At 54.3% G+C, this 12,272-nt stretch carries 8 protein-coding genes; 3 read left to right on the top strand and 5 right to left on the bottom strand.

The genetic code is table 11. The features are described from left to right. Positions 1–8 precede the first annotated feature (8 nt). The 3 genes from glgA to J7E41_RS12955 form a co-directional block, all read right to left on the bottom strand. Positions 9–1,565 carry a glycogen synthase GlgA gene (gene glgA / locus J7E41_RS12965; RefSeq protein WP_214993432.1) on the bottom strand — a complete coding sequence of 519 codons (1,557 nt, stop codon included), beginning with the start codon at positions 1,563–1,565 and terminating at the stop codon, positions 9–11. A 606-nt stretch (positions 1,566–2,171) separates the two neighbouring features. Beyond that, entirely contained in the window at positions 2,172–3,125 is a 954-nt protein-coding gene (locus J7E41_RS12960) for a D-2-hydroxyacid dehydrogenase family protein (RefSeq protein WP_214993430.1), read from the bottom strand. A gap of 24 nt (positions 3,126–3,149) precedes the next feature. Beyond that, positions 3,150–4,163: an alpha/beta fold hydrolase gene (locus J7E41_RS12955; RefSeq protein WP_214993428.1), complete on the bottom strand. Its 1,014-nt coding sequence runs from the start codon at positions 4,161–4,163 to the stop codon at positions 3,150–3,152. Between the two features lie 390 nt (positions 4,164–4,553). On the opposite strand from J7E41_RS12955, the gene J7E41_RS12950 reads away from it, so the two are divergent. The 3 genes from J7E41_RS12950 to J7E41_RS12940 all read left to right on the top strand — a co-directional run bounded on the left by J7E41_RS12950 (position 4,554) and on the right by J7E41_RS12940 (position 8,519). Next, positions 4,554–5,723, top strand: coding sequence for a hypothetical protein (locus tag J7E41_RS12950; RefSeq protein WP_214993426.1), 1,170 nt, complete (start codon positions 4,554–4,556; stop codon positions 5,721–5,723). Next, the gene (locus tag J7E41_RS12945; protein WP_214993425.1) at positions 5,720–6,523 is read left to right on the top strand and encodes a hypothetical protein; all 804 of its coding nucleotides are present in this window, start codon (positions 5,720–5,722) and stop codon (positions 6,521–6,523) included. The genes J7E41_RS12950 and J7E41_RS12945 overlap by 4 nt, the downstream gene beginning before the upstream one ends. 85 nt (positions 6,524–6,608) lie before the next feature. Further along, on the top strand, positions 6,609–8,519 hold the full coding sequence (locus J7E41_RS12940; protein WP_214993424.1) for a hypothetical protein: 1,911 nt from the start codon (positions 6,609–6,611) through the stop codon (positions 8,517–8,519). 165 nt (positions 8,520–8,684) lie between these two features. Here J7E41_RS12940 and J7E41_RS12935 read toward each other — a convergent pair whose 3' ends face one another. Together J7E41_RS12935 and J7E41_RS12930 are read right to left on the bottom strand one after the other, a co-directional pair. Continuing rightward, the gene (locus tag J7E41_RS12935; protein ID WP_214993423.1) at positions 8,685–11,693 is read right to left on the bottom strand and encodes a hypothetical protein; all 3,009 of its coding nucleotides are present in this window, start codon (positions 11,691–11,693) and stop codon (positions 8,685–8,687) included. A gap of 135 nt (positions 11,694–11,828) precedes the next feature. Then, complete coding sequence (locus J7E41_RS12930) at positions 11,829–12,269, bottom strand: YqaA family protein (RefSeq protein ID WP_214993422.1); 441 nt, start codon at positions 12,267–12,269, stop codon at positions 11,829–11,831. Between the last annotated feature and the right edge of the window lie 3 nt (positions 12,270–12,272).

Raw genomic sequence — 12,272 nt, 5'->3', positions numbered from 1 at the left:
CTCTTTTCCTATTTCGCAGATTTTCCCAGCGCTTTCGCCACCAGTTGTTCGTAAAGTTCGGCGTAGGGTTCCACCGCCTGACACCAGTTGAACGGTGCAGCCATGGCCCGGCAACGCATGGCGTTGAGCAGGCCCGGGAAGGCGAAGACCTTGAACGCACGCCTCAGCGCCGCCTCGTAACTCTCGACTGTAGATTCATCAAACAGGAAGCCGGTGACGCCATCCTCGATGGTGTCCGCCAGGCCCCCGGTATTGCGGGCGACCGGCAACGAGCCGAAGCGTTGGGCATACATCTGGCTCAAGCCGCAGGGTTCATAGCGCGATGGCATCAACAGGAAGTCGCTGCCGGCGAACATGCGGCGAGCGTCGGTTTCGTTGAAGCCGATGCGTACGCCAATCTGCCCGGGAAAGCGTAAGGCGAGGGCGCGCATGGCCTGCTCTTCTTCAGGCTCACCACGACCGATGATCGCGATCTGGCCGCCGGATTCAACGATAAAGCTGGCCACCGCCTCGGTCAGGTCCAGGCCTTTCTGATAGACCAGCCGCGAGACCACCGCGAACAGCGGGCCGGTGGAGTCATGCAGGCCAAACAGATTGCGTACATGGGCCGCGTTGACTGCCTTGCCTTCCCAATCACCAATGTTGAACGAGTGGGTCAGGTGCGGGTCGGTGGACGACTCCCAACTCTCATCAATGCCGTTGGGAATACCGCTGAGCAAACCCTGCTGGGTCTTGCTGGCTAGAAAACCATCCAGGCCGCAGCCGAACTCCGGGGTGGTGATTTCCTGGGCGTAGGTGGCGCTCACAGTAGTGATGTGGCTGGAATAGGCCATGCCGGCTTTCAGGAACGACAGCTTGCCGTAGAACTCCATGCCTTCCTGTTGCAGGGCATGTTCGGGGATACCCAGCTCCGGGCATGAGGCAAGACTGACCACGCCTTGGTAGGCCAGGTTATGAATGGTGAACAGGGTGGGCGTGCGCGACCCACGCCAGTGCATATAGGCCGGAGCCAGGCCGGCAGGCCAATCATGGGCGTGCACCAGGTCCGGGCACCAGTGGATTTGCGCCAGGTTGGCGGCAATGTCGGCCGCGGCCAGGCCCAGGCGGGCGAAGCGAATATGGTTGTCCGGCCAGTCGCGACCGTTGTTGGCGCCGTAGGGTGTGCCTTCGCGCTCATACAGTTCGGGGCAGATCAACACGTAGATGACCAGGCCATCCTTGAGGTCCATGCGCCCGATCTTGCACGGTGGCAACGCGGCATGGCCACCCAGCTCGCCGATAATATGAATGGGGTTGTCGCTGTCCAGTACCTGCGGATAGCCGGGGATCAGCACGCGTACATCATGAAGATGGGCCATGGCCCGCGGCAGGGCGGCGGAAACGTCACCCAGGCCACCGGTTTTCACCAGATCAGCCAGTTCCGACGTCACAAATAGCACTTTCTTACGGTTAGGGTTCGGGGTGGAGACCGGCCGTACCGTGTTGGGAATGTCCGCCAATGAAGTCGGCCCGCCAACTGGCTGACTGAAACGCTCTCCCTGAGTATCTACGGCAGCACTGATCATAGTTCTCTCCCATTTTATTGGTCGGTTAATGGCTTGCTGCCATCAACGAGGGTTGACCGCATCCTGCGGCCAGGCGCACAAGCGCTACACAGACTGGCAAGCCTTATGCCAGTTGCGCTGGAGTCTTGATTTGAGTGGATAGACGGGCATTCGGGATGACCCGGCTGCGCTCGCCTTACCTTAAACCTGACCTACGGCAGAGTTCGAAAGTTTCGATTTTTTGCGGGGCTTTTTGTTTTGATTGGAACCCATCAGTCATCAGTCTAGGCCAGATCCCAGAGCCTGTAAGGGGTGTTGGAGATTTTTGTAGGACAAAATTTTTTCACGTGGGGAGATCAGCGGCGAGCGGGGGCGATAGCTTGATTACTCGCCAAAGAAACCCTGCGCCTCATTTAAGAGCCACAGGGAGCACAGGTTATGTGCAACGAGGGAACCATCCGGTCAGAGTGCTCGATCATGGTGCGTTGGCGCACATTGTTCAGATCGTGGTGAGAAGGCAAGTGGGAGTCAATGTCATTTGTTAAGGGTTTAAATTTGTTAAAAAACAATGAGATATCTCATGTATTTAAAGAGATATCTCGATAGTTTCATAGGTTCTGCTACGGATCAGCCCAACAATCGGATGGGTAAACCGCTGGCCCAAGCCTGGATATCCTCAATCATCTGAGCATAGAACTGCTGGTAGTTCTGCTCACTGACATAACCTACATGCGGTGTCGCCAACACATTGGCCAATTGCCGAAACGGGTGATCGACCGGCAACGGCTCCTGATCAAAAACATCCAGCGCCGCCCCCGCCAATCGCCCACTGACCAGCGCGTCGATCAAGGCTGGCTCATCAACAATAGGTCCGCGCGCGGTATTGACCAATCGCGCCGTGGGCTTCATCCAGCCCAGGGCTTGCGCGTCTACCAGCCCACGGCTGCGATCACTGAGCACCAGGTGAATCGACAGCACATCGGCCTGTTCGAACAGCTCGCGCTTGCTGACCCAGGTCACCCCCGACTCAGTTGCACGTTCAGGCGTGAGGTTCTCGCTCCAGGCGATGACCCGCATGCCGAACACCCTACCGAATTGGGCAATACGTTGGCCAATGCTGCCCAGGCCAAGAATGCCCAAGGTCTTGCCATAGAGGTCACCGCCCAGGCCTTGTTGCCACTCCCCGGCACGCAGGGAGTTAGCTTCGGCCATCAGGTTACGGGTGGAGGCCATGATCAATGCCCAGGTCAGCTCCGGGGCCGCCTGCTTATAACTGTCGGTACCGCACACCTGGATGCCCAAGGCCTTGGCCGCCGGGATATCCACGGCAGCGTTGCGCATGCCGCCTGTGACCAGCAGTTTCAGATTGGGCAAGCCCTGCAACAGGGCCTGATCAAACGTGCTGCGCTCGCGCATCAGGCAAATGACGTCGAACTGCTGCAAGCGCTCGATCATCGTGGAGGTCTCTGCCGGATAGTCATGAAGGAAGCTGACCTGGCCCACCGCCTCGAGCACCGACCAATCCACCACGCCGCTGGCGACATTCTGCCAATCATCAATCACTGCGATCCGTACCGACATTCAACAGAACCTCAAAAAGTTGATTTAAAGGGCTTTGAGTCCTTGCAGCAGCGCCTTGTGGAACTGCGCCGGTTCTTCCATCTGCGGTGCATGGCCCAGCCCCGGGAATTCCACCAGGGTGGCATGGGGAATGAGCTTGGCGACTTGTTTGCCCAGGACCTGGTAGTTACCGATCTTCGCCTTGACCGCAGGCGGGGCCAGGTCTTTGCTGATGGCGGTGGTGTCTGCGGTGCCGACCAGCAACAGGGTCGGCATCTGCAAGTCCTTGAACTCGTAGTACACTGGCTGGGTGAAGATCATGTCGTAAATCAGCGCCGAGTTCCATGCCACCTGGGTATGCCCCGGGCCCTTGTTCAGGCCCGCGAGCATATCCACCCAGCGCTCGAACTCTGGCTTCCAGTGCCCGGCATAGTAAGTATCACGCTCATAGGTGCGGATAGTGTCGGCCGTTAGCTTCAGCTCGCGCTCGTACCATTGGTCGACGCTGCGATAAGGCACGCCAAGGGCTTTCCAGTCCTCAAGGCCAATGGGATTGACCAGGGCTAGCTGCTCGGTTTGCGTTGGATAGAGCAGGGCATAGCGGGTGGCCAGCATCCCGCCGGTGGAATGGCCCAGCAGCGTCACTTTCTGAATGCCGAGCTTTTCCAGCAGTTGGTGAGTATTGATCGCCAATTGCTGGAAGCTGTACTGGTAATGGTCCGGCTTGCTGGAGGTACAAAAACCGATCTGATCGGGGGCGATGACTCGGTAACCAGCATCGCTCAAGGTCTTGATCGATTCTTCCCACGTCGCGCCACAGAAGTTCTTGCCGTGCATCAGCACAATGCTGCGACCGTTGGGATTGCCCTTGGCCGGCACGTCCATGTAACCCATCTGCAGGGTTTTACCCTGGGATTGGAAGCTGAAATGCTCGACGGGGTAAGGGTATTTGAAGCCTTGCAATTCTGGGCCGTAGGCAGGGCCTTCGGTAGCGGCGAAGGCGGGAAGGGCGACGGTAGCCAGCAAGCTGGCAATGCATAACGAGCGGGATAGAGGCATGGCGTAACTCCGAAGGCGGTCTGCGGATGCTGTATTGGAGAGATTAAGCTGGGGTTAATAGTGCAGTACATATCGCGTTGCCAGGGTCTCATACAACTGATATTTCAAAATTTCATAAGCCTGAAAATAGACAGACGAACGGTCGCTTTACCTGTCAGTTATGACAGTAGACAACCCCTTGCTTGCGGCGCTAACTGGTAACACGAACTCGGAGTCGTTGCCCTTGTATCCAATTGGCTCTAGAGCAGGCCAATTAGAGAAGGAAGCGATAGTTTCTGGAATTGATAGATAGTTGGCAACAGCTTCATATGACGTCGAGTCGTATGGCTGCTTGGCTTTTGTTCAGATCATTCGTAATTAAATTCAGCTTGATCTCGAGGGATTAATGTCATGAGTGCAACATTATCAACTCCTGTTGCAACAAATGTAACAATTGTCGGTGAGGTGGTACCTGGCGGTACCGTTCGCGGCAGCTACTTCTATAATGGTGCACAACCGGAAGGGGGTTCAATTTATCGATGGTATGTAGATGGGGAGAATTTTCTGATCTCTCTAACTCTGGATTTTTCAGTTACTCTAGGGATGGCTGGTAGAAAATTAAGATTCTCCGTTACGCCTATATCATCTGAGGGTGAAGCCGGAATAGAAACCTTCTCGCCGGAGATGCCCATTTCAGATGGCTATCAAAATATTACAGAAGAGGAGAATCGAAACAGCTTTATGTCTCAACGCGGTCACCATAAACACCATACCCCAGACCCCAAAGACAGGATGTGCATTGCCAGTAACGGTGCACTTTCACTAATCAGTGGTGAAACGCAAAGTGTCCATGTTAGAGGTCGTGCTGGTTCTGCAGGCGAGCCTCCTCAAGAAATACGACAGTACTTGAGAAATAACCCGGCCACCCGAATGTTTTCAACTGAGCTTGATTTTGGTGCGCTTGTTCCCGTATTGGGCAGCACGAAGCGTTTGCTTTTGTGGGGGGCCAATATGGCTAACATTCCTCCTCAGCTTGATCTGAATAATATCAGGTCTGTGTACAGTAACCGTACTGCGGTAGCTTTTATCTATGACAATCCAGCGCCAGGGAAAAATACGATTGGAGCATTTGGGAATGCCGCAAATGGGGGGGTAGTACCCACAGAAATTCAAACAAAACTGTTATTCGACTCTCCCAAGGCAATCTATGCAACCGAAAATGCATTTGCCGTATTAACTAATAGAGGGAGTGTCTATGCTTGGGGGAGTCCAACAAGTGGCGGACAGATCTCATTGGCCGCCGAGAACTATCTAAGGAACTTAAAGGTCGAACGCATCATCGCTTCTGCTAGCGCCTTTTGCGCCATTGGCCCCGAGGCTATTAATGACCCTGATATAAAACACGTTGTAACCTGGGGCGATCCAAGCGGTGGTGGCTCCATCTCTGCTCAAGACATTACGTACATCCTTGATCAGGATGGCGTAGACCAAGTGGTTGCCAATCGCAATGCCTTTTGCGCCATTACTAAACTGAGAAAGCGAGCAATCAGCTGGGGGGGGCTACCTATGGCGGCACAATGAGCGAAAGCGCCAAAAGACTCGCCGCAGGAGGCAACATCTTGTTATGTCGGGGCTCTACCTGGGCATTTTGCATGGTCAATAACTCTGGCATTTCCGAATCATGGGGCGCTGCCGGCTATGGCGGAGGGTCTCGTGCAGACGGCACCGAGGAGGAAAACGATGCGGGAAAAGTGTTTGAGAACAGTGGTGAAAAACAACGAATCGAAGCGCTTTTCAAGAAAATGAAGGTCAATGACTGGTACGAACAACGGCTGGATAAAAAGCCTTACACCTGTGTGTGTAGTTCGGACCCTGTTCCTGGAAGCAACTTATCAGAAGTGATAACCCCCAATGGAGTAATAAGTTTTTACTCCAATGATGCCAGCTTTTTCATGGTGGCGAAGGAGACGGATGGACGAACCAAGGATTTGTTCAGTTGGGGCCAGGCAACAGGGGGAGGCACCATTCCACCGAATACCAGGCAAGTGCTGATGGCCAGTCAGATAACAGATGTATTCTGCACTAATGGGGCCTATGGGGTAATCAGCACCCAGGGCTCTATAACAGGCGCCGTCTCTGTTTTTGGTGGCGGTATGGATCAGCAGGATGCTGGGACAATTCCAGTTGAATTGGAAGAGTACTTAAGAAGCAATGTGAAGGGGCTTTACGCCATTATGGGAATGCCGCCTGCATACCCAGGCTACCCAAAACCTCCCTCAGCCTTTGCAGCCAGGTGCGTAAATGGAGAGTATGTCATCTGGGGGGGCGGAACATGGGTGATTAACGAGTTATTTAAGCCAACTGCTACCCTGGAATTTTGAGGGGCGCTGTTTTGTTCCTCGTTTTTTGAAGCATTTGGCCAAGGGATCAATAGTTCAACGAGATTGCGTATCCGGAGAATAGGTCATGAATAAGACGAAAGGTGAAACCAGTAAGGCTGCCCCCATTGCAAGTGACGTGGAGATCGTTGGTGACGTATTTGTAGGCGCTACCGTTCGCGGGTTCTATAGGTATGACAGTAACGGAGGTAGCCATGAGGGACTTTCTCTTTTTTACTGGCATATAAACGGCGAGCGGGTGTTGGACGAAGGGCAACTGGATTTTAAGATCCACCCTGGAGACGACAGAAAGTTTTTGCAGTTTTCAGTCATTCCAGTGGACTCAGGTGGTACGCAAGGTGTCGAGTACTTCTCGCCATATTATGAAATACGCTCAGGTTTTCAAGGTATCTCTGACGAAGAGAATGAGTGGTGTTATTTGAAACAGCGTGGGAATTTTTCATTCCATGTGCCCGAACCCTCAGACCGAATATTTGTTTCTACAGGTGGTGTTTTTGCACTGCTTGAACCTTCTGCTGGTGATGTTCATTTAGAGGGGCAGGTAAATTGGGGACTGCCAGTTCCTCCAGAGATCATAAACTTCTTAAAGAATAACAAGGCTATTAAATTATTTTCTGCAGAGTTTAGCTTTGCCGCATTGGTGAACGTTGGCTCTACCAATCAGCTCTTGTGTTGGGGTAATACGGTTCCCGTCAATCTGCCACCTCTGCGGGGGATAAAATCGGTTTACAGCACGCGAAGCGCGTTTGCGTTCATTTATGATAATCCTACTCCAGGGGCAGACTTCATTGGTGCGATTGGTCCACTGAATAACCCGGTCTCGACGATTCCCGCAGAGATCCAACGAGAGTTGTGGTTTGATCCACCCGAAGCCATTTATGCCGCCGACGATGCATTTGCTGTCCGTACTACGAACGGCAGGGTTTATGCCTGGGGACAACCCAATAATGGAGGGAACATTCCTGCGAATGTCAGGGCACAATTGAATGCGATGCGTGTGACTCGAATTGTGGCGACAGCGGTTTCCTTCTGCGCCATCGACGAGGATGGGGCAATTGCGGTGTGGGGGAGTCCGCTGGGAGGAGGAACAATCCCGTCAGATAGGCTGCTGAGAATTCTTGATGATGGCGGCGTACAGTCAGTCATTGCTGCGACCACGGCATTCTGCGCCATCACCAAAAACAGGAGCAGAGCTATCAGTTGGGGCACTGCGGGTGAGGGCGGCGATATGTCTGCCAGCGCTGCTGAGCTAGCGGCGCGTGGCAATATCATTCTCTGTCGTGCTGCCCGATGGGCGTTTCTTATGGCCAACAGCAGTGGCCAGGCCGAAGCGTGGGGTGCCCCGCAATACGGCGGTGCTCCGCTCACGGCTCAAGAAAAAAACGAATATGAGGCCGTATTCAAGGATGCCGACCCCGTGCCAGGCTATCCTCAACGCCGCAATGAAAAGAGCAATACGCAAAGACGCCGTAGAAATGTCTCGTCCAGTGCCATTATTGTTGATGGCAATCTCACGCTGTATGCCAACGATGTCAGCTTCTTTTTGTTGAGCCGTCATGATGATGGCCGAACCAACGCCATCGTGCTGACCGGCTTGAATACCCATGGCGGGACAATGAATCCGGCATTGCGCCAAACATTGATGGCGAGCTTGATCCGTGATGCTTACTGCACCAATGGTGCCTATGGAGTCATTACCACCCAAGGGGGGACCCAGGGAGCGGTTTCGGTATGGGGCGCAACCTTGGCGATGGAGGATGCCGGCGAGATTCCTGTTGAGCTGGCGGAGTACTTGCGCAGTGGAGTAACGGAGCTGTATTCGATCAAGCGCTTTCCGTACGTGGTCCTTCCACCGCCACCACCGCCCATACCTCCGCACAACGACCCTTCTTTTGCGGCCCGACGGGTTGATGGTACTTATGTGTTATGGGGTGGAAATGTAAAGAATCAGTATTTTGATCCCAGGGAAGCAAAATAGACGGTATTCCTCCGCACATTATCTACCTGGCAAAAATTTACCCGCGCATGTTGCGGGTTTTTTGCGCAGCAAAGAAAGAGGATCAACAACGACAATGAGACAAACAATTCGCTTGTTTGTCTCATTGTTGGTGCCTATAGGCGGACTAAAATACCGTGTTCCGGCTCACTCTACGCGGGGTACTTCTCGAACCTGGATTTGATCCATGAAGAATGTGGCGGCCGTATTGACCGAAAAGGTAATTCTCGCGACCTGGGTTTGGGTGGGCGGTGTAGGAGGGGTTGTAAAGGTATGGCTGAACCTTTCCCAATTTCGCTCGGGTGTCACGCTCCTGTTGACGGTCACTCCGGCAAAACCAATCCTGGCCGTTACCTGAGAAAAACTGCCGGTCATCTTGCAGTAAAAGCTGACTTCGTACTGTGTGTTGGCCGTTAAATTGTTGTAGGTTTTCTGCACGCCCGGTTCTATGAATTCGATAGCCGTCTTTGACGCACGCCAGACAACATTTTCGGCGCCTTCTATTGCAAGCTCACCTCGTCCATTGACGGTATTTGCCCAGCCATTCCAGTTAAAACCATAGAAGTCTGTCAGGTCCCTGAAGTAATCAACTCGAATGTTGTAGGTCCTTGCAGGGAAGGGTACAGCCAAGTCTTTACTCAAGCTGCCACTGAACCCTACCCAGACATGAATAGTCAGTGTTGAACCGTTCATGAGCCTTTGTAGTGCTTCAATCGGCGATGGAGGCTGCAACCCAGTCAGCGCATCGTCTTCACCCAGCCTGTGGGAGATGTAGGTCATCTCGTTATAGGGGTCACCACTGGCAAAGATTCCCCGATACTCCATCCAGATACGACTATCAGGATGAATGAACGGCCAGACTGTCGTCAGGGTCCGGGCACCGCTTATCAACTGAGAGAGCACCAGCTCTTGAGCATCGCCTACGCCCTGGATAAATGGGGTAGGCAGGCCAGTGAGGGGCAGCAGTACCAAACTCACGATCTCGGATTCATACGGAAAATCCCCGCGCATGAAGCGATACTGCACATGGATCCGGTTTCCCCCCTCGCGAATACTCTTGGCTATGGTCTCACGCGGAATAAATGCAGCGACTTCATTTGTACCGGGATCCCCCTGCACCTGCGTGGTGTAGCTGCCAATGCCGTCGTCACTCAGCCAGTCGACATAAATTTGATCCGTCAGATGCATCGACCGATAAATCACCCTCACATAGGTACCCGCCAACACCGCCAGAGGATTGAGTTGATCCGGGAACGTAGAAGCTCCGTCGATGATCGGGCGGTCCAACTGCACGCCTACGCCCACGGTCAGACTAAGCACCTCTGAGCGTAGAACCAGAGGTGGAGAACCTTCACGGCGCAGGCTGTAAGAAATTCGCAGGCTGCCGTTGTTGTTTTTGTCGAGAATCTCTCGGCTCACCGGTAGCGGCAACTCTCGGCCGGCAGTCCCACCGCTGATATCGATCGTGCCCTGGAGGGTGCCCCCATCGCCCGAGCCAATGATGGAGTAATGAATGACGTCACCGGGCAGGGTGCCCAGATAGGTGAAGGTTACCACCACCTCAGGTCCTATAACGTCCGCCGGATTGACATTGTTACCAATGGTGCCCTGCAGCCGTGCTAGTGGCATATTGGCAATGCGTTCGCCCACCTGCACGCCGATTTCCTGTGACTTACGCACCGTCAGCGCCCCTGCAGTGCCGTCGTTGACCGTATAGTAAACAAAGACGTTGGCCTTCCCCTTGAAGCGTTGCAAGGTGGTTGAGGTTATCCTGCGAGTACCGCCTGGTGCTCCAGCCAGTTGAGGGTCTTCATAATACTCACCACCGCCATTTGGGATTCGTTCCTCCATGATCAGCATTTCCAGCCAACCGGGATCGTACGGCTCATAGTCGTTGGGGATGTGTGCGAAGCAATCTTGATCCGGGTCTATCAACCCCAGCTCAATCGGCGTGATGGTCGGCGCCGGCATCGCCACGGGTGTGCCTACCACTGTCACCATGATGCTGCCCGACTGGCCCAGAGGTGCTCCGGTACTGGTATGCCACAGGTAGGAGACCCTGAAGGAGCCACCGACCATCTGCCCGATGATCTCGATGGGGATGGGTACGCTTTCGCCCCTAAGGTTTCTGTCTTCTACAAATGGCAAGACGAACGTCTTCGAGGAACCGTCTGCCAGAGTACCGAACAGCGTGACAGTAACTCGGTGACGCGGGCTGGGTGTCGGTATTTTCCGTTCAAGATCGACCAGTACGGTGAATTCCGATTCACTCTGGGTATCCAGATCAACGTGGTTGGTTTCCTCCCCGTTAGCCAGGAAAATCGGTGCATTACGTAAGCTGGGGTCCAGCTCACTCTCCAGAAAGTATGGTTTGGAATACTGATACTTTTCCCCGCCGGAATAATTGAGCACCACGTCCTGCACCCGGAACCGGATCGTCACCCGTCCAAGGAGGCTGCCTTGCAAAATCACGGCTTCACTGACGAACACCCGTGCTTCTTTGGCTGCAACCTCGTCGGGGGTGACTCGATGATGGACTTCAATGCCATCCCAACGGAGGTCGATCAGATCGTTCTTGCGCATATGTTCATAGAAGTTGATGACGCACCACAGCCCGCCCTGGATATTGTCTCGATCAATGGTTGAACCCTCTGGAAAACCTACTATGTGCAAGGTCAAACCGGTGTGCCAACCGGGTTCGCCTGGCTCAGGGTCCCGGCTGTACCCACCTGGGCGGTCGGTCTTGATCAGAATGAGCCGCTCCATGGACTCACTTGGCGTACCCGAGCCCACCCGCTCGACGCGGCCCTTGATCCTGACTTCACCCCTTGGCACATTGTGCTCAAGGACATGAAGGGGATAGCGGTTCTCTTGCGTCAGCACCGTATCGCCTGCCACTGGATCGACCATGTCGTTGAGGTACAACAAGAAGGAATCGAAGAGATTCCAATCAAACCAACGTTCAAACAACCATGTGGCATTGGGGAGTATTTGGCGAATGCCTAAGCCGTAGTAATAGGGCTCATCCGGGAATGCACTCAGGTCAACGTGGGAGAATCTCGAATAAGGATCCTCCAGATCCGAAAGCCGGCGAGGGATATCGCCAGGAACCGGAGTCTGGTCACTGCTCTGGGGGGCAATGGGGGGCTTGGACATGGAAAATGCTCCTTGCTGGGAAGAACGCGTCAGGTGAAACGGCGCGTATAGGCAAGGGAAATAGGACGCTGGGTAGGGCAGAGGTGTCTAGCTGTTAGAATTGACAGTGGCGACGAGTGGTGCGAAGTCCTGCATTCAGTGCCCTGTAAACTGACTCACGGCAAACAGTGCCAGGACCGCGTATCGAGCGCCCTTGGCCAAACTCACGATCAACAAAAAGCGCCACAATGGCTCACGCATTACACCCGCCACCAGCGTCAGCGGATCACCAATCACCGGCACCCAACTGAGCAACAGCGTCCAATGCCCCCAGCGCAGGTAATGGGCACGGGCTTTCTCCAGTTGCGCTGTGCTGACCGGAAACCAGCGGCGGTCCTTGAAGCGCTCAACCGAACGCCCCAGTAACCAGTTCACCACCGAACCCAGCACGTTGCCGAAGGTTGCTATGGCCAGCAGCAACCACAGGTTGTAATGCCCGCTGAGCAGCAGGCCCACCAACACAGCTTCCGATTGCAGTGGCAACAGCGTCGCCGCTCCGAAGGCGGCGAAAAATAACCCCAGGTAACCCGCCAGCATCAA

Origin of the sequence: Pseudomonas fluorescens (assembly GCF_018614655.1) — a bacterium.
Taxonomy (GTDB): Bacteria; Pseudomonadota; Gammaproteobacteria; order Pseudomonadales; family Pseudomonadaceae; genus Aquipseudomonas; species Aquipseudomonas fluorescens_BX.
The sequence above is the reverse complement of the archived record's forward strand: the minus strand, read 5'-3'. Positions and strand labels throughout refer to the sequence as shown.

Coding starts and splice junctions, on each gene's coding strand:
- J7E41_RS12945 (WP_214993425.1), top strand. CDS start 5,720: ATGAGCGAAAGCGCCAAAAGACTCGCCGCAGGAGGCAACATCTTGTTA.
- J7E41_RS12950 (WP_214993426.1), top strand. CDS start 4,554: ATGAGTGCAACATTATCAACTCCTGTTGCAACAAATGTAACAATTGTC.
- J7E41_RS12935 (WP_214993423.1), bottom strand. CDS start 11,693: ATGTCCAAGCCCCCCATTGCCCCCCAGAGCAGTGACCAGACTCCGGTT.
- J7E41_RS12955 (WP_214993428.1), bottom strand. CDS start 4,163: ATGCCTCTATCCCGCTCGTTATGCATTGCCAGCTTGCTGGCTACCGTC.
- glgA (WP_214993432.1), bottom strand. CDS start 1,565: ATGATCAGTGCTGCCGTAGATACTCAGGGAGAGCGTTTCAGTCAGCCA.
- J7E41_RS12930 (WP_214993422.1), bottom strand. CDS start 12,269: ATGCTGGCGGGTTACCTGGGGTTATTTTTCGCCGCCTTCGGAGCGGCG.
- J7E41_RS12960 (WP_214993430.1), bottom strand. CDS start 3,125: ATGTCGGTACGGATCGCAGTGATTGATGATTGGCAGAATGTCGCCAGC.
- J7E41_RS12940 (WP_214993424.1), top strand. CDS start 6,609: ATGAATAAGACGAAAGGTGAAACCAGTAAGGCTGCCCCCATTGCAAGT.